This window comes from Nocardiopsis mwathae, from assembly GCF_014201195.1.
Classification (GTDB): domain Bacteria; phylum Actinomycetota; class Actinomycetes; order Streptosporangiales; family Streptosporangiaceae; genus Nocardiopsis_C; species Nocardiopsis_C mwathae.
In genome coordinates this window covers 3,411,827-3,435,837 of sequence record NZ_JACHDS010000001.1, presented here as the reverse complement: position 1 = coordinate 3,435,837, position 24,011 = coordinate 3,411,827, and the positions used below count along the sequence as shown (strand labels likewise).

Sequence of the window (24,011 nt, the reverse complement as noted above, 5' to 3'; positions counted from 1 at the left end):
GGTGTCGGTTCCGTCCGGTTCTCGCCACCCGTCGCCGTGACCATCGCGGGGCGGCTACTCCTCCGTATCGGCCGTATCGGCCGTATCGGCCGTATCGGCGTCCGGGCTCCGGTCGGCCCTGTAGCCCGGGAAGGGCGTGAGCGTTCCGCCCCACTGCAGGCCGCGCACGGTGGCGGCCTGCAGGGAGCGTGCCGCGAGGTCGCGCAGGACCGGGTCGGAGGCGGCGGCCAGCTCCAGATAGCCCTGGGCGGTCCGCTCCTCCATGTCCCGGGCGAACGCGTCCAGGTCGGCGTCGTCGGTCGAGCCGGGCAGGCCGTAGGACGGCTCGGCCGCGTCGGGCTCGGCCCCGTGCTCCACCAGCAGCGACCGCAGGGCGTCACGCTGGGCCCGGTGGGCGTCGAAGTGCGCGTAGGCGCGGTCGCGCCGGGCGTCGGCGCAGTGCGCGCCGATGAACGCGTAGCCGTAGACGGCGGCGTGCTCCGCGCGCAGGGCGAGCCGCAGCGCGCCGGTGTCGGTGAATTCCCGCTGCTCGTCGGTTGATGCGCTCATGTCGTGGCTAGGCCTCCGCGAGCAGGTGTGCGTGTCCGAGTTCACAGGCGCCGACGGAGGCGATCAGCTGGGCCAGGCCGGAGTCCGACACCTTGGCCGCCTGGCGCACCCGAGCGTCCGCGGCGCCCCATTCCGCCACGCGCAGCGCGTCCGCCGCGACCCCCTCCCGGGGGACGGGGGCCGGTGCGGGGGAGGGCGAGGCGGCGGGTTCACCGGGCCGCGCGTCCTCCCCGTCGGAGTCCGGGAGCCTCTCCCGCAGCGCGTCCAGGTGGCCGCGGTGGTCATCGAGCAGCCGCTGGAGCAGGTCCGCGGGGCCCGAACCGGCGGACACCGCCGCCTCGTAGCGGGCGATCATCCGCTCCTTCTCGGTGATCACCGCCCGCAGCACGTACTCATCCGGACCGACCTCGCCGGGATACCAGCGCGGCCCCTGGCAGCCGGCCAGTCCGAGGCCCACCAGGCCGACGACCGCGCCGATGACGACCGTGCGTCGGCTGACGGCTCCGTCATCCTGGCCCAAGCCCCTGCTCCTCACTCTTTCGAATGGTCATCCCGATGATCAGGCGTCCATCTTTCCACGGCGGGCGCGCCATTCGCGCAATCCCGGCCCGTGCGGCCACACTGGAAGATGCACGTGCGTTCGCGGTGCGGAGGGGCCTGGGGAGACACGGACTGTGGATAGGCTTGATCCCAAACCGCCGTCGTCGCGACGTGCGGACAACTTATGTCAAGAGCTGGACCGCCCCGTCCTCGCGGAGGAGCGCGGGTGGAATTCGCCGAGGAGGATCACAGATGGGGGCGCAGGCTCGCCGCGACCGTCTCGCCGAGCTGCTGGAGCCGGTCCTGGCCGACGCCGGCCTGGATCTGGAGGATGTCGAGGTGACTCCGGCGGGCAAACGGCGCCTGCTGCGGGTCGTCGTCGACTCCGACGACGGTGTCGACCTCGACTCGGTCGGGGCCGTCACGCAGGACATCTCCGCCGCGCTCGACGCCACCGACGTCATGGGCAAGGCCCCCTATGTGCTCGAAGTGACCTCCCCCGGTGTGGACCGGCCGCTCACTCAGCCCCGGCACTGGCGCCGCGCTCGCGGCCGCCTGGTGCAGGCCCGACTCGCCGAGGGCGGTGAGGTCCAGGGCCGTCTGACCGGCGCCGACGAATCCGGCGTCACCCTGGACGTCTCGGGCCAGAGCCACCACTATGGCTACGCTGACCTGGTGCGCGGCAAGGTCCAGGTGGAATTCCGCCGCGGCGCCGACGCTGACGCGGCGGACTAGAGGGGGAGCCTCGTGGATATCGATATGAGTGTCCTGCGCAGCTTGGAGCGCGAGAAGGACATCTCGGTGGATCTCGTCGTCAAGGCGATCGAGGACGCCCTGCTGATCGCGTACCACCGCCAGGAGGGCACGGAGATCCCCGCGCGCGTGGAGCTGGACCGCGCCACCGGGCACGTCACGGTGTGGGCCTCCGAGACCGATGAGGACGGCACCGTCGTCCGGGAGTACGACGCCACCCCCACCGGGTTCGGCCGGATCGCGACGTCCACCGCCAAGCAGGTCATCCTGCAGCGGCTGCGCGACGCCGAGGACGAGCTGACCCTCGGTGAGTTCGCCGGGCGGGAGAACGAGATCGTCTCGGGCCTGATCCAGCAGGGGAAGGACCCGCGCAACGTGCTGGTCGACCTCGGCAAGATCGAGGCCATCCTGCCGCCCCAGGAGCAGGTCCCCGGAGAGTCCTACGACCACGGCGAGCGCCTGCGCGCCTATGTCGTGCAGGTCCGCAAGGGCCACCGCGGGCCGTCGGTGACCCTGTCCCGGACCCACCCCAACCTGGTGCGCAAGCTGTTCGAGCTGGAGGTGCCGGAGATCGCCGACGGCACCGTCGAGATCGCGGCGATCGCCCGGGAGGCCGGGCACCGCACCAAGATGGCGGTGAAGTCCAACAAGGCGGGCGTCAACGCCAAGGGGGCCTGCATCGGCCCGCTGGGCAGCCGCGTGCGCAACGTCATGGCGGAGCTCCACGGAGAGAAGATCGACATCGTCGACTACTCCGAGGACCCCGCCGTGTTCGTCGGCAACGCGCTGTCCCCGGCGCGCGTCAACCAGGTCGAGGTGCTCGACGCGGCGGCCAAGGTCGCCCGGGTCACCGTCCCCGACTACCAGCAGTCGCTGGCGATCGGCAAGGAGGGGCAGAACGCCCGCCTGGCCGCGCGGCTCACCGGCTGGCGCATCGACATCCGCTCCGACGCCGAGCCCGCGGAGGGCGACTCCGGGGCCGAAGCGGGCGGTCCGCAGGGTGCCGCGGACGACGGAACCGACCGTCCCAGCGGACAAGCCGATGCCTCGCCGCGATAGACTGAGCGAGCACGATCGGTCGTACCCTGTACGGATGTGCGTGGGTTGCCGTTCTCGGGCGGCCCAGTCCGACCTGGTGCGGCTGGTGGCCGATGGCGGCGCGGTGATACCCGACCCCATGGGCCGCCATCCGGGCCGGGGCGCCTACCTCCATCCCGACCCCCGGTGCTGGGAGTCGGCAGAGCGGAGGAGAGCCTGGCCGCGTGCCTTCCGGGCCGCGGGCCGGTTGGACACCTCGCGTGTCGCCGCCTTCTTCGCCGAGGAATCGCGTTGGAGCGGGGCACGATAGACCGATAGGGTTGGAATGATCGCGTCGCCGCGATGGTTGTACTCACCGTCGGGTGGCGGGTCGAGTCATGTCGGCATGCCTGTCGGCAGGCTCTGACCCATTGTTGTGTAACGACGAGGAAGCGGGTCGAGATTGCGATGAGCGCTCGATGAGTACGCAGCGATGAGTACGTCAAGCTAGCGACGGTCCGGCACAAGCCCATGTCCCGGACCGAGATAGAGGAGAGCAGTGGCGAAGGTCCGGGTATATGAGCTCGCGAAGGAGTTCGGAGTAGAGAGCAAGGCCGTGCTGGCCAAGCTCAACGAAATGGGCGAATTCGTACGGTCGGCGTCCTCGACGATAGAGGCCCCCGTCGTCCGCCGTCTTCAGGAAGCGTTCAACAACGGCACCGCCGAGAAGAAGGGCGGCGCCAAGCCGCGCCCGGCGGAGCCGAAGCCGCGCCCGCGCGGCGAGTCCCCGGCCCCGGCGAAGCCCGCCGCGGCCGATGGCGGTGCGCCGTCGCGCCCCGCCCCCAAGCCCGGTCCCAAGCCGGGTTCCCGTCCCGGTGCTCCCGGCGGTGGCGCGCCGAAGCCCGGCCCCAAGCCGGGTCCGCGTCCGGGCCCCAAGGCTGACAAGGCCGACAAGGCCGACAAGCAGGAGCGGCCCGCCGCTCCGAAGCCCGGTGGCCGCCCTGAGCGGGGCGAGCGCTCCGGCCGCCCCGAGTCCGGCAAGGGCCCCCGTCCCGGCCCGCGTCCGGCCGGTCCGCGCCCGGGCAACAACCCGTTCGCGTCGACCGCGACCGGCATGGGTTCCAAGCCGTCCCCGCGTCCGGGCCCCCGGCCCGGTGGTCCGCAGGGCGGCGGCCCGCGTCCCGGCGGTGGCGCCGGTGCCGGTGGCCCGCGTCCCGGTGGCGGTGCCGGTGCCGGCGGTCCGCGCCCGCAGGCGCCCCGTCCGCAGGCCCCGCGTCCCGGCGGTGGCGCCGGTGCCGGTGGCCCGCGTCCCGGTGGCGGTGCCGCGGGCGGCGCTCCGCGTCCCGGTCCGCGCCCCAGCCCGATGAACATGCCGTCCTCGCGTCCGGCCCCGGCCGGCGGCGGTGGCGGTCGCGGCGGCCCCGGTGGGGGTCGCAGCGGCGGTGGCGGCGGCGGCCGTCCCGGTGGCGGTCGCGGCGGCCCCGGTGGCGGTGCCCGTCCCGGCGGCTTCGGCGGCGGTGGCGGCGGCCCGCGTCCGGGCGGCTTCGCCGGCCGTCCTGGCGGCGGCCGTGGCCGCGGCGGCGGTACCGCGGGTGCCTTCGGGCGACCCGGCGGCCGTCCGGGCCGTGCGCGCAAGTCCAAGAAGCAGCGGCGCCAAGAGTTCAACGAGCTCGGTGCGCCCAGCTTCGGCGGCGTCAAGATCCCGAGCGGCAACGGCCAGGTCATCCGCCTGTCCCGCGGCGCGTCCCTGTCGGACTTCGGCGACAAGATCGACGTCAACCCGGCGTCGCTGGTCCAGGTCATGATGCACCTGGGTGAGATGGTCACCGCGACCCAGTCGCTGCCCGACGAGACCCTGCAGCTGCTCGGTGAGGAGCTGAAGTACGTCGTCGAGGTCGTCAGCCCCGAGGACGAGGACCGCGAGCTGCTGGAGTCGTTCTCCATCGAGTTCGGCGAGGACAGCGGCACCGACGAGGATCTGCGTCCGCGTCCGCCGGTGGTCACCGTCATGGGCCACGTCGACCACGGTAAGACCCGCCTGCTGGACACCATCCGGAACAGCAACGTGGTCAGCGGCGAGGCCGGCGGCATCACCCAGCACATCGGTGCCTACCAGGTCGCGACCACGGTCGACGGTGAAGAGCGCAAGATCACCTTCATCGACACCCCGGGTCACGAGGCGTTCACCGCCATGCGTGCCCGCGGTGCGCAGGCCACCGACATCGCCATCCTGGTGGTCGCGGCCGACGACGGTGTGAAGCCGCAGACGGCGGAGGCCATCGACCACGCCAAGGCGGCCGACGTCCCGATCGTCGTCGCGGTCAACAAGATCGACGTCGAGGGGGCCGACCCGCAGAAGGTCCGCGCCCAGCTCACCGAGTACGGCGTGGTCACCGAGGAGTACGGCGGTGACGTGCAGTTCGTCGACATCTCCGCCCTCAAGGGCGAGAACATCGATGCCCTGCTGGAGGCGGTCGTGCTGACCTCCGACGCCGCGCTCGACCTCCGGGCCAACCCCGACATGGAGGCCCAGGGTCTGGCGATCGAGGCCTACCTGGACCGCGGCCGCGGCTCCATGGCCACGGTGCTGGTCCAGCGGGGCACGCTGAACGTCGGTGACTCGATCGTCTGCGGCGACGCCTACGGTCGCGTCCGGGCCATGCTCGACGAGCACGGCGGCAACGTCGAGGCCGCCGAGCCGTCGCGCCCGGTCCAGGTGCTCGGTCTGACCAACGTGCCCAGCGCCGGTGACAACTTCCTGGTCGTCAAGGACGACCGGGTGGCGCGGCAGATCGCCCAGCAGCGCGAGGCGCGCGAGCGCTTCGCCCAGCAGGCGCGGTCCAGCCGCCGGGTCACCCTCGACAACTGGCAGAAGACCCTGGAGGAGGGGGAGCGCAACGAGCTGCTCCTGCTCATCAAGGGCGACACGTCCGGTTCGGTCGAGGCCCTGGAAGAGTCGCTGCTCAAGATCGACGCCGGCGGCGACGAGGTGGCCATCCGGGTCATCGGCCGCGGTGTCGGTGCGATCACGCAGAACGACATCAACCTGGCCGCTTCCGCGAGCGCCATCATCGTCGGGTTCAACGTCCGGCCGGAGGGCAAGAACAGCGAGCTCGCCGACCGCATGGGCGTCGACATCCGCTACTACTCGGTCATCTACCAGGCCATCGACGAGGTCGAAGCGGCCGTCAAGGGGCTCCTCAAGCCCGTCTACGAGGAGGTCCAGCTCGGTTCCGCGGAGATCCGCGAGGTCTTCAAGGTGCCGAAGATCGGCAACATCGCCGGTTCGATCGTCCGCGGCGGCATCATCCGGAGGAACGCCAAGGCACGCCTCATCCGCGAGGGTGTGGTCATCTCGGAGAACCTCACGGTCGAGTCGCTGCGACGGTTCAAGGACGACGCCACCGAGGTCCGCGACGGCTTCGAGTGTGGTATCGGCCTCGGTTACAACGATCTCCGCATCGGCGACGTCGTCGAGACGTACGAGATGCAGGAGAAGCCGCGTGACTGACCGGGCGGTGAACTGACACACGACGAGGTCCGACCCCGGCGCGAGCCGGGGTCGGGTCCGTCGGTCGCGTTGTTCGGATCCCCTCCTTCTCGGCTCGGCCGCGCCGTCAAGGCGGCCCACATATGACAGCGAGATCGCGAAACTCGGCTCGTACGGCACGGGGCGGACGGTTGTTCGTCGGAGCACTGACGCTCGACATCCTCCTCGGCGACGTCCGCTCCCTCAAGGAGAAGCGGTCCGTGGTCCGGCCCATCGTGGCCGAGCTGCGGCGGAAGTTCTCCGTGTCGGTCGCCGAAACCGGCGACCAGCATCTCTACCGACGTTGTGAGATAGGCGTCGCCGTCGCCGCATCCACGGCCGCGCACTGCGCGGAGGTCATGGACTCCTGCGAGCGATTCGTCGCGGGACGCCCAGAGATCGAGCTGCTCTCCGCGAGACAGCGGCTCTTCAGCTCAGAGGAAGAAAGTAACCATGGTTGACGCCGCACGGGCGCGCAAGCTCGCCGACCGGATCCAGCGGATCGTGGCGGAGATGCTGGAGCGCCGCATCAAGGACCCGCGTCTGGGTTTCGTCACCGTCACCGACGCACGACTCACCAACGACCTGCGCGACGCCACGGTGTACTACACGGTGTTCGGCGCGGAGGAGGACAAGGCCGGCACGGCCGCCGCGCTGGAGAGCGCCAAGGGCGTGATCCGGTCCGAGGTCGGTCGCCAGACCGGGCTGCGGCACACCCCCAGCCTCGCCTTCGAGCTGGACGAGGTGCAGCAGAACGCCCAGCACATCGAAGAGTTGCTGACCAAGGCCCGGCAGTCGGACGCCGAGGTGGCGCGGGCGGCGACCAACGCCACCCCCGCCGGTGACGCCGACCCCTACAAGACGCCGCGCGAGCCCGACGAGGAGTAGCGCACCTCATGTCGCACCGGGTGCCGTCGCGCCCGGTGCGACGCCGTTCCATCCCGAGGAATCCACGCACGACGAGGAACCCGTGACTCACATGGCAGACAGTGGCGTCGTCATCGTCGACAAGCCCGCCGACTGGACGTCGCACGACGTCGTCGCGCGGGTCCGGCGTCTGGCCGGAACCCGGAAGGTCGGCCACGCCGGGACACTCGACCCGATGGCCACCGGAGTGCTGGTCCTGGGGATCGAGAAGGGCACCAAGCTGCTCGGCCACCTCGCCCTGACCGAGAAGGTCTACGAGGCCACCATCCGGTTGGGCCTGGCCACCACGACCGACGACGCCGAGGGCGAACCCGGGGCGCGGGTGGACGCCTCCGGTGTCGGCGACGAGCCGATCCGCGCCGCCGCGGCAGCGCTGACCGGCGCGATCGAGCAGGTACCGCCGCAGGTCAGCGCGATCAAGGTGAACGGCAAGCGGGCGTACAAGTCGGCCCGCGCGGGGGAGACCGTCGAGCTCGCGGCGCGCACGGTGACCGTGTCGGAGTTCGCACTCGGCGACATCCGGCGGGTGCCCGATGCCGAGGGCGCGCTGATCGACGTCGACGCCCGCGTCACCTGCTCCAGCGGCACCTACATCCGCGCGCTCGCCCGCGACCTGGGCGCCTCGCTGGGAGTCGGCGGGCACCTCACCGCGCTGCGCCGTACCCGGGTCGGCCCCTACGACCTGTCCCAGGCCCGGACCCTGGACGGGCTCGCCGCGGAGTTCAGCGCGCTGCCGCTGGCCCAGGCGGTGGCGGCGGCGTTCCCGGTGCGCGTCCTCAGTGCGGCCGAGACCCGGAAGGTCGCGCACGGCAACCGCATCGCCCCGGGCGAGTCGGGGCCCGGGCCGATCGGCCTGTTCGCGCCGGACGGCACCGTCGTCGCGCTCGCCGAGGACACCCGCGGCTACAGCAAGCCCATCGTCGTGTTCGAGCCGGCCGGAGCCTGACCCGCGCGCACGTCCTGTCGATCTCGGAGCCGTCCGGGGTCGTGCGGGCGCTGTCCATCCCGATGTCTCCGAGATCGCCGCGAGGGCCGGGGCGGCGTGGGGAACGGTGCGGCGGCGGGAGCGGTACCGTTTGATCCGGGACTTTCCGCCGATATCGCGGCGGGCACCTGTTCTTGAGGGGAGCTGTTTGACGTGCGGCGCTGGCGCGGACTGGAGGAGATACCCCCGGATTGGGGCCGGTCCGTTGTGACCATCGGGGTCTTCGACGGCGTGCACCGCGGTCACCAGACCATCCTGCGGACGGCGGTCGAGCAGGCCCGGCGCATGGATCTGCCGGTCGTGGTCGTCACCTTCGAACCGCACCCCGACTCGGTCGTCCGCGGGGTGCCGCACCCGGCCGTCCTCACCTCGGCCGACCGCAAGGCCGAGCTGCTGGCCGAGCACGGGGCCGACGCGGTGTGCGTGCTGCCCTTCACCGTGGAGCTGTCCCGGCTGTCGGCCGAGGAGTTCGTCCAGCACGCCCTGGTGGACCGGCTGCACACCGCGGCCGTGGTCGTCGGGGAGAACTTCCGGTTCGGCCACAGGGCCGCCGGCGACGTGGCCGTGCTGCAGACGCTCGGTGAGAAGTACGACTTCAGTACCGAGGGCGTGCGGCTGGTGGCCGACGCCGACACCATCACCTCGACGCTGATCCGCCGCTGCCTGGCCGCCGGCGACGTGGCCGGGGCACGGGCCGAGCTGGGGCGGCCGCACCGGGTCGAGGGCGTGATCGTGCACGGCGCGGCGCGCGGGCGCGAGCTGCTCGGCTTCCCCACGGCCAACCTGGACTGCCCCGAGCACACCGCGATCCCGGCCGACGGGGTCTATGCCGGGTGGCTGCTGCGGACCGCTCCGGGGGAGCACGCCGAGTCGTGCTGGCCGGCCGCGATCTCCGTGGGTACCAACCCCACCTTCGAGGGCAGCCCGCGCACGGTCGAGGCCTACGCCCTGGACCGGGACGACCTCGACCTCTACGGCGAGGCCATGGCCATCGAATTCGTCCACCACATCCGGGGCCAGCTGCGCTTCGACTCGGTCGACGAGCTGATCGAGGCGATGCGCGGGGACGTCGCCACGGCCCGCGAGCTCATGGCAGCGGAGCCCGGTTCGTCGGATGTCGGGTGACCTCGCCGTTTGCGGTAGACTCCGTCGGGTAGACGCGAGGATCCAGGCCGTGACCGGCGCCATCGGTGCGCAGAAGCGGCCGCGGCGGGAACCGCCCGGGGTCTCCCCGGATCGGGGTCCGGATCCTCATGACGGTGACTGTTCGTACGCGCGGTCACCGCGGCTGCGCTCCGCCCTCAAGTGCGGAGCATTCCCATGCCCGCGTACCGACGACAATGAAAAGGGAGCGACGTGTCGATCGACGCCGCCACCAAGCAGAACATCATCGCCGAGTACGGCACCGGCGAGGGTGACACCGGTTCGCCGGAGGTGCAGGTCGCGCTGCTGACGCACCGCATCACCGAGCTCACCGAGCACCTGAAGACGCACAAGCACGACCACCACAGCCGCCGCGGCCTGCTGCTGATGGTCGGCCGCCGTCGCCGCCTTCTCAAGTACATCGCCAAGAAGGACATCAACAACTACCGCCAGCTCATCGAGCGCCTCGGCTTGCGCCGCTAGGCGGTGACGTGAGGGAGTGGCCTCGGCCGCTCCCTTTCTTAGTAGTGTGTGATGTGACGCCCGCCGCTGTGGCCAGGGAGTATCGTCCGCAGTGGCGGCCGCGTGCGGCGCAGCCGCCGGGTCCCGCCGGCCGGGGCGTCCGCACGTGACAACTTCATCGAGAACGCAGTGTTCCCGCGGTCCTCTCCTCGGCTGCCGCGTCGAGGCCGGTCCTCGGTAGTGGTCTTCGGCCCGCCCCCCAGCGGAGGCGTGCCGAGGACTTCGATCGATGACCGGTCGTCAGGGGCCGTCCGCGCACGCAGCGCCGACCGGTTGAGACGTCAGCTCGACGACGATCACCACACTCTCCGGGGTACGGACGCGGGACCTCATTGTTGACAACCGTGTAGTAGGAGGTCGCCCATGGAGGGCGCGTATTCCGCCGAAGCCGTCATCGACAACGGCCGCTTCGGCACCCGTACCATCCGCTTCGAGACGGGCCGTCTCGCCCGTCAGGCCGCCGGCTCCGCCGCCGCCTACCTCGACGACGAGACCATGGTCCTGTCGGCCACCACGGCCTCGAAGCGGCCCAAGGAGAACCTCGACTTCTTCCCGCTGACGGTGGACGTCGAGGAGCGCATGTACGCCGCGGGCCGCATCCCCGGCTCGTTCTTCCGGCGTGAGGGCCGTCCGTCCGAGGACGCCATCCTCACCTGCCGCCTGATCGACCGGCCGCTGCGCCCGTCGTTCACCGGCGGCCTGCGCAACGAGATCCAGATCGTCGAGACGATCATGGCGCTCCACCCCGATCACCTCTACGACGTCGTCGCGATCAACGCCGCGTCGATGTCCACCCAGCTGGCCGGGCTGCCCTTCTCCGGGCCGATCGGTGGCGTCCGGGTGGCGCTGATCGAGGGCCAGTGGGTCGCGTTCCCGACCCACACCGAGCTGGAGAACGCCACCTTCGACATGGTGGTGGCCGGCCGCGTCCTGGAGGACGGCGACGTCGCCATCATGATGGTCGAGGCCGAGTCCACGGTGCGCACGCTGAAGCTCGTCGCCGAGGGCGCGGTCGGCCCCAACGAGCAGACGGTCGCCGAGGGCCTGGAGGCCGCCAAGCCGTTCATCAAGGTCCTGTGCCGGGCCCAGCAGGCGCTGGCCGACCAGGTCCCGGCGGTCGAGGCCGCCGGCGAGTTCCCGATCTTCGTCGACTACGAGGACGACGTCTACGCCGCCGTCGACAGCGCGGTGCGCGAGCAGCTCGCCCAGGCGCTGACCATCGCCGAGAAGCAGGAGCGCGAGAACGAGCTCGACCGCGTCAAGGCGCTGGCCGGGGAGAAGCTCGCCGAGGACTTCGAGGGGCGTGAGAAGGAGGTCAGCGCGGCCTTCCGCTCGCTGACCAAGCAGCTCATGCGTGAGCGCGTGCTGCGCGACGGTGTCCGCATCGACGGCCGCGGCCCCAAGGACATCCGCCCGCTCAGCGCGGACGTCGGCGTGGTCCCGCGGGTGCACGGCTCGGCGCTGTTCGAGCGCGGCGAGACCCAGATCCTGGGTGTCACCACGCTGAACATGCTGCGCATGGAGCAGATGGTCGACACGCTCAACCCCGAGCGGACCAAGCGCTACATGCACAACTACAACTTCCCGCCGTACTCCACCGGTGAGACCGGCCGCGTGGGCTCGCCCAAGCGCCGCGAGATCGGCCACGGCGCGCTGGCCGAGCGGGCGCTGCTGCCCGTCCTGCCGTCCCGCGAGGAGTTCCCGTACGCCATCCGGCAGGTGTCGGAGGCCCTGGGCTCCAACGGATCCACCTCCATGGGCTCGGTCTGCGCCTCCACGATGTCGCTCATGGCGTCGGGCGTTCCGCTCAAGGAGATGGTGTCCGGCATCGCCATGGGCCTCATCAGCCAGGACGGCGAGTTCGTCACGCTGACCGACATCCTCGGTGCCGAGGACGCGTTCGGCGACATGGACTTCAAGGTCGCCGGCACCCGTGACCTCATCACCGCCCTGCAGCTCGACACCAAGCTCGACGGCATCCCCGCCGAGCAGCTGGCCAAGGCGCTGCAGCAGGCGCGTGGCGCGCGGCTGGCCATCCTGGACGTCATGCAGGAGGCCATCAACCGCCCGGCCGAGATGAGCCCGCACGCCCCGCGCATCCTCACCGTGAAGATCCCCGTGGACAAGATCGGCGAGGTCATCGGCCCCAAGGGCAAGATGATCAACTCGATCCAGGAGGACACCGGCGCCGACATCACGATCGAGGACGACGGCACCATCTACATCGGCGCCGTCGACGGCCCGTCGGCCGAGGCCGCGCGCGACACGGTCAACAGCATCGCCAACCCGACGATGCCGGAGGTCGGCGACCGCTACCTCGGTACGGTCGTCAAGACCACCGCGTTCGGCGCGTTCGTGTCCCTGCTCCCGGGCAAGGACGGCCTGCTGCACATCTCGCAGATCCGCAAGCTGCACGGCGGCAAGCGGATCGAGAACCTCGACGATGTCATCGCCATCGGCGAGAAGGTCCAGGTCGAGATCCGCGAGATCGACGACCGCGGCAAGCTGTCGCTGATCCCGGTGGAGGTCGTCGAGGCCGAGGCCGCCGCTGCCGACGGCGGCGAGGCCCCGCAGGCCAAGGACACCGAGCCGGAGTCGGGCGACGCCGAGGGAGAGGGCGCGGCTCCGCGCCGTCGCCGCCGCACCCGCGGCGCCCGCAGCGAGAACACCTGATCCGTGACGAGAGCATGACCGGGGCGGCCCACCACACGGTGCGGCCGCCCCGTCGCGTTCGCCCCTCCCACCCCATCCCTCCCGACCGATCCACCGCGAGCCACGAGGTGAAGAAGGAAAGCATGAGCTCACTCCCCACCGCAGCCGAGCAGGAACCCGGCAGCACCGTCACCCTGCGGGAGCCGGGTGAGGGCTCGGGCCTGGTGCGGCGCACCGTGCTGCCCGGCGGGCTGCGTGTCCTCACCGAGGCGATGCCCGGTGTGCGGTCGGCCGCCTTCGGGATCACGGCGACGACCGGGTCCCGCGACGAGGACGACGCGCACGCCGGTTCCGCGCACTTCCTGGAGCACCTGCTGTTCAAGGGCACCGAGCGGCGCGACGCGATGCGGATCTCGGCGCTGCTGGACGGCGTCGGCGCCGACCACAACGCCTACACCACCAAAGAGCAGACGACCTTCCACGCCAAAGTGCTGGACCGGGACCTGCCGCTGGCCATCGACGTGGTCTGCGACATGGTGGCCAACTCGGTGCTCGACCCCGGGGAGGTGGAGACCGAGCGGGGGGTGATCCTCGAAGAGATCGCGATGTACGAGGACGAGCCCGCCGACCTGGTCGACGACGTCTTCGCCGCGCACGTGTTCGCCGGATCGCCGCTGGGCCGGCCCATCCTCGGCACCAACGACACGATCGGGCGGCTGCCCCGGGAGCGCATCCTGGAGCAGTACCGGGACGCTTACCGGCCGGCCGAGCTGATCGTGGCGGCGGCGGGCAATCTCGACCATGACGGGGTCGTCGCCGCCGTCCGCGACGCGTTCTCCGAGCGTCTGGCGGTGGCCGGAGACGCTGCCGCGGCGGGGCCGCGTATCGGAGGGGCTGCGGTGGCCGTCACGCCGGGCACGGCGCTGCTGCCGCGGGACACCGAGCAGGCCCACCTGATCCTCGGCTGCGAGGGGATCACCCGCACCGATGAGCGGCGTCACGCCCTGCGGGTCCTCAGTGCGGCGCTGGGCGGTGGCATGTCCTCGCGGCTCTTCCAGGAGGTGCGGGAGAAGCGGGGCTTGGCCTACGCCGTGTACTCCTACCCGAGCTTCTACGCCGACACCGGGCTGTTCCAGGTGGGCGCGGGCTGCCTGCCGGACAAGATCGACGAGGTGCTGGGGGTGTGCCGTGAGGAGCTGGCGAAGGTCGCGGCCGCCGGGATCACCGAGGAGGAGCTGGCCCGGGCCAAGGGGCAGCTGGAGGGGTCGCTGGTGCTGGCCGGCGAGGGCAGCGAGGCCCGGATGGCGCGGCTGACCGCGCACGAACTCGGCCACCGGCGGCACCGCTCGATCGACGACGACCTGGCGACGTTCGACGCCGTCACCCTGGAGGAGGTCGCGGCCGTGGCCGCGGACCTGCTCAACCGCCCGCAGGCGCTCGCGGTGATCGGCCCGTACGAGACCGGCCGCGTCTTCTGACAGGGGCCGTGCCGGTGTGATGGCCACCGGCGGTGAGCGAGGGCCCGGACGGAACGGATCCGTCCGGGCCCTCGCGCGTGGCCGCGGGTCTGAGGGTCTCCCTAGCGGCGCTTGCGGCTCCGCACGGAGATCTGCCGCGGCCCCTCGGCGTCGGCGGCGTCGGCGATCTTGACCTCCAGCAGGCCGTCGTCGAACTGGGCCGAGATGTCGGCCTCCTTGACCCCCTCGGGCAGGGTGATCTCGCGGCGGAAGGCACCGAGGTGGCGCTCCGACGCGTAGTAGACGACGTCGGCGTCGTCCCGCCGGCGCTCACCGGCGATGGTCAGGTAGCCGTGCGAGAACGACACCTCGACGTCCTCCAGGTGCACGCCCGGCAGCTCGCAGCGGACGTACAGGTCCGATCCGCGCGCGAAGATGTCGGTGGCGGGGCTCCACGCGTCGTGGTAGCCGCGCGGCTGCACACCCCCGCCCTCCGGACTGGTCATGGTCTCGGACATGCGGTTCATCTCGCTCATCATGTCGAGCACCCCGCGGAACGGGTTGCCGTGCTTCTTCTTCTCCGGCGTCATCGTATTCCTCCCTTCACTGCTCGTCGGTGGCTAGTCACCGCTGGACTCCTCACCGGCCGCCCGGCCGGCCGTGGAACCGTCGCCGACCGCCCGTTCGTGTTCGCGGTCGCCGGGGCCGGTGACGGGCACCCGCTCGGCCTCGGCCCCCTCGGTTCCCGGGCCGGGGGGAGCGACCCTCGGCTTGAAGCCCTCCGGAAGCATCGAGGTCGGGTCTTCGGAGCGCAGCGCCTTGATCAGGCTGAAGCCGATCACCACGAGCACGATCGCGAATGGCAGACCCGTGGACACCGATGCCGCCTGTAGTGCCAGAAGGGCCGCGCTGCCGCCGATGACCAGCAGCACGATGGTGATGACACCCTCCATCGTGGCCCAGAAGATCCGCTGGAGGCGGACCGGGTGCGGGTCGCCGCCGTTGGTCAGCATGTCCACGACCAGCGAGCCGGAGTCCGACGAGGTGATGAAGAAGACCACCACGACGGCCATGGTCAGCAGTGCCAGCAGGGAGAGGAAGACACCCGGCAGCGGTAGGGCGTCGATCAGGTGGAACGTCGCCTCGGCCTCGTTGGCGACGTCGCTGATCTTGTCGCCCTCACCGAACCGGAACATGTCGTAGTAGATGCCGGTGCCGCCGAAGACACCGAACCAGACGACGCTCACTCCGACGGGGGCGAACAGCGTGCCGACGATGAACTGCCGGATGGTGCGGCCGTAGGAGATCCGGGCGAGGAACATGCCGACGAACGGCGACCAGGAGATCCACCAGCCCCAGTAGAAGATGGTCCAGGAGGTGGCGAAGGTCTCCGCCGGGTTCTCCCCGGCGGGGGTCGAGACCGAGAAGTTCAGGCTCATCTGGACCAGGTTCTGCAGGTACTCCCCGGCCCCGGTGTACATCATGCTGAGCATCCACAGCTTCGGACCGATCAGGAACATGGTCAGCAGCAGTGCCGCCGCGAGCCACAGGTTGATGACCGAGAGCCGCCGGATGCCCTTGTCGATCCCGGCGACCACACTGACCACGGCGACGGCGGTGATCAGCAGGATGATCAGGGACTGCACGAAGGGGTTGACGGGGATTCCGAACTCCTGGGAGAGCCCGGTGTTGACCTGCATGGTGCCCAGGCCCAGCGAGGTCGCCAGGCCGAACAGCGTGCCGAAGACGGCCAGGATGTCGATCAGGTTGCCGATCCAGCCGTAGATCCGGTTGCCGATCAGCGGGTAGAGGGCCGAGGCCGGCCGCATGGGCAGGCCCTTGCGGAAGCAGAAGTAGCCGAGGGACAGGCCGAGGACGATGTAGACGGCCCACGGGTGGAAACCCCAGTGGAACAGGGTGAACTGCATCGCCCCGGTCGCCGGGTCGCCGGTGGCCTCGGCGACGTAGTCGCTCGCCGCGTGGAAGGCGGGTTCGGCCACACCCCAGAACACCAGGCCGATGCCCATACCGGCGGTGAACAGCATGGCGAACCAGGCGAGGGTGCTGAACTCCGGCCTGGAGGAGTCGGGGCCCAGCCGGATGTTGCCGTAGCGGCTGAGCATCAGCACCACGGCGAGGATCAAGAAGAACGTGGTGGCGATGACGTAGAACCAGCCGAAGTTCACCCCGATCCAATTACGGGTGTTCGATGCGGCTTCACCGAACTGCTCCGGAAACGCCACGCCGACGATGAGGAAGATCAGGACGACGGCACCGGAGATGAAGAAGACCGGCGGGTTCGTGTGCTCCTGGATGTATGTCTTTAAGCGAGAGATGACGACTCCTACCTCGTGTGCCGGTCACCTGGTGCCCTGCGCCGATGCTGAGCGATCGGAGCCGCCTACACCCATCGCGCCGCTCCTCGTCCGGCCGGATCGGCCGCCCTCGGCCCAGCGCACCGTACGTGCCGGATAACGAATTCGTTTCCGCTATTCGCAGTCTGCCTTCGCAAGGAGATCCTAATACCGGGCGACCCGGAACACACTTATCGTCAGTGGTTGGTTATCGTAAATTAATCCGGCTGTAGGCACATTTGTTGTTGGCTCCTGCATTGCGAACCAGATGTGCATGCCTTGTCGCCCTTCGTCAGTATCCGGGCGGAACGTCGCTCGGCCGTCGGCGGCGCGCATCGGCCCTGTTCGGCCCCGCCCTCACCCGGTGGGATGGCGCGCAAGGTCGGGGGGTTCGCGGTCGCCCCCGGCTCCACCCCATGCGCGGCGAACCCCTACGCCCTCCCTGCCGCCACCGCCCCCGGCTGGCCACAACCGGCCGCCCCACGCCACACCGCCCACACCAACGCCCCCGACCCGCACGGCGGATCGGGGGCACCGACAGCCTTGCGCGAGAGAGCGCACCCGGCGGGATCCGAACCTGCGACCGCCGGATGAGAAGCCCGACGCACGGCCCATGGCAACAGGCGTCCCGACATGCCCTCTGTGGACGACGCGCACCACGAGACGGGACATGGGCACGCGTCCGACACAGAGGAAGCTCAACGTCCCTCTTCGAGTGAGAGAGGAAGGGAGATGAGTTCCCCCATTCGGAGGCATCCCCACCGCCCGCTGCTGTGGTCGCTGTCTACAGGCGGGCCCACCCACCCCCAGGTCCGCTGTGGTACCTGACGTGCGTTCGCCTGGGCCCGCAACCCGGCCGGTGTGCCGGCGCACAGGATGGGCGCGACGCGGTGGCCGGGGGTGATGTTGCTGGCTACCCATGCGGCCGGGGAGCCATCCGGGTTCCGGGACCGGTAGATGCGCCAGCGGGGGAAGTCATGGCGCAGCGCCGCCAGCTCGCCGCCGCTGCTGAGTTCGGGGGATGCGTCCATGCCCCTACGCTGCGCCTGCCGAGCACCCCCGATCTTTCAGGTCGAAACACCAAGGGGGGATTGACGAGAAGCCCATGCGCGACTGGACACCGCGCAGCGGCTCCGGGAACTTTCTGCGCAGGTCCACCAGATGGGCGATCACCGCGCGCGCCGGGGTGGTGGCGCGCCATCTGCGATGCGATCCGCCCGGCCTCCAGCACCCGTTCCAGAGCGCGCCGGGGCTGCCCTATCTCGACATGCACCCTCGCCATGTCGATCGCGCGGTGGGCGCGCCGCTCCACGGGCAGCGCCTCCAGCAACCCGCAGGTGCCGGTGATCTCGGTGTCGCGGCGGATCGCCTCGTCGTAGTCGCACAGCTCGACGGCGACCGCGGCACCGTGCAGCCTCACGTTCGCCGGGTTGAATTGCAGCGCGTAGAGGTCCGGGGTGTGTGCGAGCAGCCTCTGCACTGCCTCCACCGCACGCTCGTGGTGCTCCCAGGAGTCCGAGGCGGTGGTGACCCCGGAGTGGGCGCCGCGCCGGCAGCACCGCCGAGCGCAGCTGTAGCGCCCCGTGGACGGCGTAAGGCTGGGGAGACTGGAGGTCCATGCCTTCCCTGGCCTGCCGGACGACTTTCAGCCCGACGTCCACGCCCCGATCGTCATCATCAGCAGCGCCCGGGACAGTTTCGCGAGCCGGGGAAGGCGGGGGTCGTCGGAGTTCTCGGCAGCATCAGCGGCATCCCGGATCGCCCCGGCCGCGAGGTCGTTGTAGCCGAGCCGGCGCGCGAGGGCGACGGCGAGGGCCTGGGCGCTGTCGATCAGCCGCCATGCCCGCGGAGAGCCGGTGTCGTGGACGTGGGCGGCCAGCTCGGTCAGCACCGCGCTGATGCGGGTGCCCACTCGAAGGTACTTGGCGTTGAGGGAGTAGCGGCGCAACCGCTCGATTTCGGCGGCCAACTCGTGGAGGGCGCGGGGCGGGCCGTCGAGGCCCGGAGGGAGGTCGGTGCACGCGAGAGCGGGGCGGAGGTCGGGAATGGTGGCGTGGACCTTGTCAGCGGTCGCGGGGTCGCCGCGGTAGGGCTGCCCGGACGTTTCGGCGGGGTCGATAATCAGCGCGGAACTCGCGGCGGCGATGAACGCGGATGTGGCGATCCGGTGCCCCTTCTCCACCAATGCGATGAGGGATCGGGAGTGGTTCATGCGCTGGGCTAGGTGTGCTGCCCTGAGAGGTTGGAAACGCGGGCGACGCGCGCACCGATGCTGTCGGGGGTAGACGGGCCCATGGTCGGCTCCGCTCGTTCTGGAAGATCGCACTCCCAGAGTTGAGCGGAGCCGTTTCTAGGGCACGGGTAGTACCGGATTAGCTTTGCAGCACCGGTGTGAGCGGCCGGTCGGGGCTGTCGAGCCATACCTGCTGGCTGTCGACGGTGACGGTCAGGCCGAAGCGCTCCCGGCCGGGACGGTCTGTGGCTACCCACCATTGGTAAGCGGCCTGGATCTCATCCCACAGACGACGGGGGCCTGCCTGTTCCACCGGATAGTCAGAGGCGCCGGGCTGGTAGTCGACTGACGCCCATGAGCCCTGGGCGTCGAACAGCCACAGCGTGTACTCGCCGGAGTCGTCCTCGGCGTGGCAGTCAACTTGGTAGATCTGTGGCACCAGGAGTCCGACGGCGAAGCGGGCCGGCGCGCCGAAGTCCAGCAGGTCACTGATCGGCACGGAGGTCTTCGCGGTGTCCACGGGCAGGCTCGTGTCGACGTACTTGCCCCACGCGCCCATCGGGCCTCGCTGCTCGCGCACCCACATGAACCCGGCCCGGCCCAGCACCTGCCCGTGGGCGGTGCCATCGTCGCCGACCTGGAGTCGCAGCAGTCCGGTGGAGGCGTACGGGGTGCCCCATGGGGTGAGGATGGTCCCGCCCGGCCGGGTCTGGGTAGTCCATGCCGGTGGGACGCGGTTTACGGCGGCGGTGGCGATGATGCGGTCGAACGGAGCGCGATCGGGTGCGCCCTCGGCCCCGTCGCCGACGATCAAGTGAGGGCTCAGCCCCACCTTCTCTAGGTTGCGGCGGGCCTGGTCGGCGACCTCGGGATCGACTTCGATGCTAGTGATGCGGTCCTCGCCGAGCCGGGCTGCGAGCAGCCCGGCGTTCCATCCGCTGCCGGTGCCGATCTCCAACACCCGGTCGCCGTCCCCTACGTCCAGGGCATCGAGCATGCGCAGTACGAGCGATGGCTGGGAGGCCGAGGAGGTGGCGGTCCGGCCTCGCCCATGGCGCGCGGCCGGGGCGCCGTCGTCGACCTGCGTGGCGATGGCGACGTCGGATGCCGCGCGCTTCTCCCAGGCCTCGTCATCGCGGTGTACGGCGACGAGGAGGCCGTCAGGGTCGGGGAGCCAGATGGTATCGGGGATGAAGAGGCGGCGTGGGACGCGGGTCAGGGCGTCGCGCCACCCGCCGCGGGGGATCGCACAATTGAGGTCCAAGAGGCCGACGAGGCTCATTTCTTGTCGCCGCCGGTCTTTTGCCCGCCGCCGCCATGTGTCGGTCCCCTTTGGCCGTCGTGTTCCGAGGGGGAGCCTTTGCCGGTGTCTTCACTGTCGGGTTTACCGTGGCTGCCCATGCGTCCTCCCGAAACTGGAGATCGATCCAGGATGACCGTAACCCGGTGATCGCTGCGCGTCACCGGTGCGGCCGGATTCGGCCATGCGAGTGGCCCGGCACCGTGCAGTGCCGGGCCACTCGCGTGGACCGGGCGTCCGGGGCGGATCTTCTCCTTGACGGTGAAGGTGGGCGAGTCGGAGAACGACCAGACGTCGTCCACGATGACTTTGGTGATCTTCGCGTCCTCCGGCGTGTCCACCACGGCCTATCCCGACACGGAGCTTCCTGGGGTGATCTGCTCCAGGAACAGATCGTTCTCTCCTGCGGTGGTCTTGGAGGAGTGCTGCTTGCCGTGGGCGTCCTGCGGCTTCGGCGTGCTGGAGCCGAGGTAGGTGGCCTTGTCGCCGACGTTCTCCACCTCCACAGCCCCGCGACCTCGGACGCGCCCTGGGCTTCTTCTTCGAGGAAGCTGTCGCCGTAGGCGGAAGTGGTCTCGATCCCGGTGACGGTGACCTTCCAGTCGTCGACCGTTCCCGTGCCGCCGCCCTTCAGGACGTCATCCTTCGCGGCCCCGGCGTCGGCCCTGCCGCCCCTGGCGGCTGCGGCGGGCTTGTCCTTCTCGGAGGGTTCGGTTCCCGCGCCTCCGACCACGGCGATGCATCCGACGCCGAGGATCATGACCAGGGCGGCAGCGCCGCCGCATCCGAGGCAGCCGACCAGCCACGGGGCGGTCCGCCGGGGCTGCGGCGGTTGAGGGCGGTGGGGGATGTGCGGATGTGCCGTCAGTGACTCCATTCCATGCCCGGTGCGGTGGCCGTATGAACCCATTCGGAGTTACGGCCGGGTATGTGGGATCTGTGATCACGGGTACGGCTAGCGGCGGCGCCGCGAGCGCGATTCGATCTGGGGCCGTGCCAGGGGGGCCGGCGGAAGCTCCTCGACGGTGCCGGCGGTTTCGGCCTGTTCCTCGGCACGGATCGTCCCGATGGCCTCGATCACGGCGCAGACCCGGGTGCCTTCGCCGTACCCGGTCGGCCACGTGCCGCTGGTGCCGATCACGGCCGGCGCTGTCCGTCGTCGGCCGCACGCCGTGCCATGCCGGGTGAATCGTGCTCGGGTTCGCCATGGGGGCAGCGTCCGGATCGACCTTGGGGCAAGGTCGATGGCAGACCAGGAGGCGCGGGCATCCAGGGCCTCCGTGCGCGCGCATGGATGCCCCTGGGGGTGTGCGGACGCCGGTTGGGCCCTCCACCGGGGTGGTCGCCGCTGTGCGTGCGCGGGCGGGGGTGGGCGCCCGGGTCTGTCCGAGGAACCTCGTTGAGCGTATCCTGGTAAGTAAGTACTCACTTATGGAGGACGTATGTCATCCGACCCGACCGAAAAGCGCTTCCGGGGAACGGACGCCCTCATAGCTGGGGTCGTACTCGCCATCGAACTCTTCGATGCCTACGGCTCCCTGGGCGGTGATCCGCTGGACCCCGTCGCGGGCTGGAACACCGCCCAGAACACGGACCCGTGGGCCTTCGTTCTCGTGCTGCTGGGCTGTGGCGCGCTCTACTGGCGCCGGACGCATCCGGTCACCACCCTGGCCGTCGCGACCGCGGCCTTCTCGGTCTTCCTGCTCCGAGACTTCGAGCTCGGGATGTTCCTGGCGCCGATGGTCGCTTTCTACACCGTCGCGGCCCTGGGCCGCGAGCGGTTTCCCGCCCTTCTCGCCGGGACCGTGTGCATGTCCGCAACCGTTGGGTGGCTGTACACTCGTACCTCGGAAATCACCGACGCCGGAGTGGGAGTACTGGCGTGGGTCGCCTTCGGATCCGTGATCCTCATCTTCTTCGCCGGGTCCTACGTCGCGGGGGAACTGGTGCGCTGCCATCGCCTGCTCTCCTCATACCGAGACGCGGGAACGGCGTCGGAACTCACACGCTTGGAGACGGATGGACGAGCCACCCAGGAGGCGGCGCAGGTCGAGCGCGGAGGAGACGCGTGAGCACATCCTGGACAGCGCGGCCGACGTCCTGCGCCGTTCGGGACTGGCGCAGGCCAGAACCAAGGAGATCGCACGAGAGGCCGGCTACTCCGAGGCGACTCTCTACAAGCACTTCGAGGACAAGACCGATCTGCTGCTGGCGGTCATGCGCCACCGGTTCCCTCCCTTCGTCGACGTGCTCGCCGAGCTGCCGGCCCGGGTGGGCCGCGGTGAGGTGCGCGAGACCCTGGCCGAGGTGGCGGCCAAGGCGGTCGAGTTCTTCCGGCACGGAACTCCGCTCCTGGGCGCCCTGTTCGCCGATCCGGAGTTGCTGCGGCGCCATCGCGAGGAGCTGCGCCAGCGCGGTGCCGGTCCGCTCAACGTCAACCGGGCCCTCGCCGATTACCTGAGGGCCGAGCGCGACCTCGGGCGGATCCGAGCGGACACCGACCCCGAAGCTGTAGCGTCCCTGCTGGTCGGAGCGTGTTTCCAACGAGGCTTCTTCGAGGCGTTCTCCGGCGGCCTGGGGGACTTCCCCCCTGTCGACCGGTTCGCGGCCGACCTGGTGGCGGCCCTTCCCGACATATTCCAAGGTCGCTGACGGGCCGACCTCGCGGAATTCCTGGCAGGGCGTGCGGTCGCCTTCCGCGTGCGACCGCGTGCCCGGAACGGGGTCGGACCGGGTGATGGGCCGGTACCGTGCCCAGGGCTCGGGTATCGTCGATCCCTGGCGCATTCTCTGGGTATTCGGGGTATTTCGTCCTCTTCAACGGGTTCTGCCAGGTGCATGGCGGTCGGTGCACTCGACGGCACCGACTTCCCTCCCATCGGGAGGAGCCTCATGACTGCCCTGAGGAATAATCGGCCCGATGTCCAGCCGCCGCAGGAAAAGGCGGCGAACGCCGACCCGCGTACCTGCATTCGATGAACGGTATGCGCTTCATCTTCTGTAGCGCCGTTTCCTGCTCCCACCTCGCGGAACTGATGCCCCTGCCCCCGATCAACGGCGTCCTCGGGATGGGGCGGGGTCGACTTTCTCTTCGCCGGTGTGGCGTCCGTCTTCATGGTCCAGGCATGGTTCCCCGATGCGGTCCTCCATGCGCCCAACCCCGTCGCCTGGACCCTCTCCTGCCTGGCGTTCTTCTACCTCGACTTTCCCTGTGTCCTGGGCCGTGTACTGGTTCTACGAGGCACTGCGATCGAGCGGCGGTGCGAACGAGCCGGTGGTGCGGCGAGGGCTCGGCCGCCGTTCCCGCGCTTGACAAGTAAGTAAATACTCACTTACCTTTTCGGGTGACCTGCACGCGCGTTGAAGGGCCGCTATGGAACTCTTCCTGCTCACCATGCTTCTGCTGCATTTCGTCGGCCTCTCCGCCCTTCTGGGCGTGGGGGTGGCTCAACTGCGGCAGCGCGATGCGCGACTCCTGCGCATCATGTTCCCGGCCGCGATCGTGCAGCTCCTCACCGGTGTCGGACTCGTGTTCGGCAACATGAGGCTGGGCAATGGCGTCAACGACGACAAGATCATGTTCAAAATGGGGATAGCCGTCCTGGTCCTCCTGCTCACGGGCTACCTCGCCTTCAAGGCGAAGAAGTCGGAGACGGGGGCGGACGTTCCCGCCGACGGTATGCCCGTGGTCTTCGGGATCACCTTGATCGCCGTTCTGGCGAACACGGCGATCGCGGTCTACTGGAACTAGAGGACACCTGGTCGAGCGCTTGAGTGTTCAAGGAGTCAGGCGAGTGAGGGAGTCCTTCATCGATCAGCCGAACGTCGTGAGCGCATACATCGAATCAGGCGGCGCCCCCATGCGACCCGAGAAGCAGTGCGGAGTCCTCGCCCGCGCGGATGTGGCTACAGCCGTCCGGCTTCAACCTCGCTCGGAAACCGGCCTCTGCAGCGCAGTGCGGCAGAGGCCGGTCGGAGCAGGAGGCTCAGAGTGCTGTCGGCGTGGGGGTCGTGGGTGACGCTGAAGTCGCCCCACGCGACCCGAGTCGT

The 24,011-nt window shown here is 70.1% G+C and carries 24 protein-coding genes; 14 read left to right on the top strand and 10 right to left on the bottom strand.

The window, feature by feature from the left end:
* Positions 1 to 54: 54 nt before the first annotated feature.
* Entirely contained in the window at positions 55 to 549 is a 495-nt protein-coding gene (locus tag HNR23_RS14820; RefSeq protein WP_184076135.1) for a ferritin-like domain-containing protein, read from the bottom strand.
* Positions 550 to 556: 7 nt separating this feature from the next.
* A complete protein-coding gene (locus HNR23_RS14815; protein ID WP_184076134.1) occupies positions 557 to 1,069 on the bottom strand; it encodes a hypothetical protein in 513 nt (170 codons plus the stop codon).
* 272 nt (positions 1,070 to 1,341) lie between these two features.
* Between HNR23_RS14815 and rimP the strand changes: the two genes are divergently transcribed.
* The 11 genes from rimP (at position 1,342) to HNR23_RS14760 (ending at position 14,095) form a co-directional block, all read left to right on the top strand.
* A complete protein-coding gene (gene rimP / locus HNR23_RS14810) occupies positions 1,342 to 1,824 on the top strand; it encodes a ribosome maturation factor RimP (protein ID WP_184076133.1) in 483 nt (160 codons plus the stop codon).
* A 24-nt stretch (positions 1,825 to 1,848) separates the two neighbouring features.
* Positions 1,849 to 2,901 (top strand): transcription termination factor NusA, encoded by a 1,053-nt coding sequence (nusA, locus tag HNR23_RS14805; protein ID WP_184080345.1) that lies wholly within the window; start codon positions 1,849 to 1,851, stop codon positions 2,899 to 2,901.
* Entirely contained in the window at positions 2,885 to 3,190 is a 306-nt protein-coding gene (locus HNR23_RS14800) for a DUF448 domain-containing protein (protein WP_184076132.1), read from the top strand. The genes nusA and HNR23_RS14800 overlap by 17 nt, the downstream gene beginning before the upstream one ends.
* A 228-nt stretch (positions 3,191 to 3,418) precedes the next feature.
* Positions 3,419 to 6,370: a translation initiation factor IF-2 gene (gene infB / locus HNR23_RS14795; RefSeq protein WP_184076131.1), complete on the top strand. Its 2,952-nt coding sequence runs from the start codon at positions 3,419 to 3,421 to the stop codon at positions 6,368 to 6,370.
* A gap of 170 nt (positions 6,371 to 6,540) precedes the next feature.
* Positions 6,541 to 6,849: a DUF503 domain-containing protein gene (locus HNR23_RS14790; protein WP_184076130.1), complete on the top strand. Its 309-nt coding sequence runs from the start codon at positions 6,541 to 6,543 to the stop codon at positions 6,847 to 6,849.
* Positions 6,842 to 7,276, top strand: coding sequence for a 30S ribosome-binding factor RbfA (rbfA, locus tag HNR23_RS14785; protein ID WP_184076129.1), 435 nt, complete (start codon positions 6,842 to 6,844; stop codon positions 7,274 to 7,276). Before HNR23_RS14790 ends, rbfA begins: the two co-directional genes overlap by 8 nt.
* A 91-nt stretch (positions 7,277 to 7,367) precedes the next feature.
* On the top strand, positions 7,368 to 8,261 hold the full coding sequence (gene truB / locus HNR23_RS14780) for a tRNA pseudouridine(55) synthase TruB (protein WP_184076128.1): 894 nt from the start codon (positions 7,368 to 7,370) through the stop codon (positions 8,259 to 8,261).
* A gap of 192 nt (positions 8,262 to 8,453) precedes the next feature.
* Positions 8,454 to 9,425, top strand: coding sequence for a bifunctional riboflavin kinase/FAD synthetase (locus HNR23_RS14775; RefSeq protein ID WP_184076127.1), 972 nt, complete (start codon positions 8,454 to 8,456; stop codon positions 9,423 to 9,425).
* Positions 9,426 to 9,656: 231 nt separating this feature from the next.
* Entirely contained in the window at positions 9,657 to 9,926 is a 270-nt protein-coding gene (gene rpsO, locus HNR23_RS14770; RefSeq protein ID WP_184076126.1) for a 30S ribosomal protein S15, read from the top strand.
* 402 nt (positions 9,927 to 10,328) lie between these two features.
* A complete protein-coding gene (locus HNR23_RS14765) occupies positions 10,329 to 12,638 on the top strand; it encodes a polyribonucleotide nucleotidyltransferase (protein ID WP_184076125.1) in 2,310 nt (769 codons plus the stop codon).
* Positions 12,639 to 12,760: 122 nt separating this feature from the next.
* Positions 12,761 to 14,095, top strand: a complete 1,335-nt coding sequence (locus HNR23_RS14760) for a M16 family metallopeptidase (RefSeq protein WP_184076124.1) — start codon at positions 12,761 to 12,763, stop codon at positions 14,093 to 14,095.
* A gap of 101 nt (positions 14,096 to 14,196) precedes the next feature.
* Here the strand turns inward: HNR23_RS14760 and HNR23_RS14755 are convergent, their stop codons facing one another.
* From HNR23_RS14755 to HNR23_RS14720, 8 genes are all read right to left on the bottom strand, one after another.
* Positions 14,197 to 14,664: an Hsp20/alpha crystallin family protein gene (locus HNR23_RS14755; protein WP_184076123.1), complete on the bottom strand. Its 468-nt coding sequence runs from the start codon at positions 14,662 to 14,664 to the stop codon at positions 14,197 to 14,199.
* Between the two features lie 30 nt (positions 14,665 to 14,694).
* Entirely contained in the window at positions 14,695 to 16,317 is a 1,623-nt protein-coding gene (locus tag HNR23_RS14750; protein WP_394353778.1) for a BCCT family transporter, read from the bottom strand.
* A gap of 809 nt (positions 16,318 to 17,126) precedes the next feature.
* On the bottom strand, positions 17,127 to 17,459 hold the full coding sequence (locus HNR23_RS14745) for a hypothetical protein (RefSeq protein WP_184076122.1): 333 nt from the start codon (positions 17,457 to 17,459) through the stop codon (positions 17,127 to 17,129).
* Positions 17,460 to 18,073: 614 nt separating this feature from the next.
* Positions 18,074 to 18,640 (bottom strand): hypothetical protein, encoded by a 567-nt coding sequence (locus HNR23_RS14740; RefSeq protein ID WP_184076121.1) that lies wholly within the window; start codon positions 18,638 to 18,640, stop codon positions 18,074 to 18,076.
* 160 nt (positions 18,641 to 18,800) lie between these two features.
* Positions 18,801 to 19,943, bottom strand: a complete 1,143-nt coding sequence (locus tag HNR23_RS14735) for a methyltransferase domain-containing protein (RefSeq protein WP_184076120.1) — start codon at positions 19,941 to 19,943, stop codon at positions 18,801 to 18,803.
* Positions 19,940 to 20,302, bottom strand: a complete 363-nt coding sequence (locus HNR23_RS14730) for a hypothetical protein (protein WP_184076119.1) — start codon at positions 20,300 to 20,302, stop codon at positions 19,940 to 19,942. The genes HNR23_RS14735 and HNR23_RS14730 overlap by 4 nt, the downstream gene beginning before the upstream one ends.
* Positions 20,303 to 20,308: 6 nt before the next feature.
* Complete coding sequence (locus HNR23_RS14725) at positions 20,309 to 20,467, bottom strand: DUF4352 domain-containing protein (protein ID WP_184076118.1); 159 nt, start codon at positions 20,465 to 20,467, stop codon at positions 20,309 to 20,311.
* Between the two features lie 449 nt (positions 20,468 to 20,916).
* Positions 20,917 to 21,102, bottom strand: coding sequence for a hypothetical protein (locus HNR23_RS14720; RefSeq protein WP_184076117.1), 186 nt, complete (start codon positions 21,100 to 21,102; stop codon positions 20,917 to 20,919).
* Positions 21,103 to 21,403: 301 nt separating this feature from the next.
* Here HNR23_RS14720 and HNR23_RS14715 point away from each other — a divergent pair, with 301 nt between their 5' ends.
* The 3 genes from HNR23_RS14715 to HNR23_RS14705 all read left to right on the top strand — a co-directional run bounded on the left by HNR23_RS14715 (position 21,404) and on the right by HNR23_RS14705 (position 23,712).
* Positions 21,404 to 22,033 (top strand): DUF7134 domain-containing protein, encoded by a 630-nt coding sequence (locus tag HNR23_RS14715; RefSeq protein WP_184076116.1) that lies wholly within the window; start codon positions 21,404 to 21,406, stop codon positions 22,031 to 22,033.
* Positions 21,981 to 22,613 (top strand): TetR/AcrR family transcriptional regulator, encoded by a 633-nt coding sequence (locus HNR23_RS14710; protein ID WP_184076115.1) that lies wholly within the window; start codon positions 21,981 to 21,983, stop codon positions 22,611 to 22,613. The genes HNR23_RS14715 and HNR23_RS14710 overlap by 53 nt, the downstream gene beginning before the upstream one ends.
* A gap of 721 nt (positions 22,614 to 23,334) precedes the next feature.
* On the top strand, positions 23,335 to 23,712 hold the full coding sequence (locus HNR23_RS14705; RefSeq protein WP_184076114.1) for a hypothetical protein: 378 nt from the start codon (positions 23,335 to 23,337) through the stop codon (positions 23,710 to 23,712).
* The last annotated feature ends 299 nt before the right edge of the window (positions 23,713 to 24,011 follow it).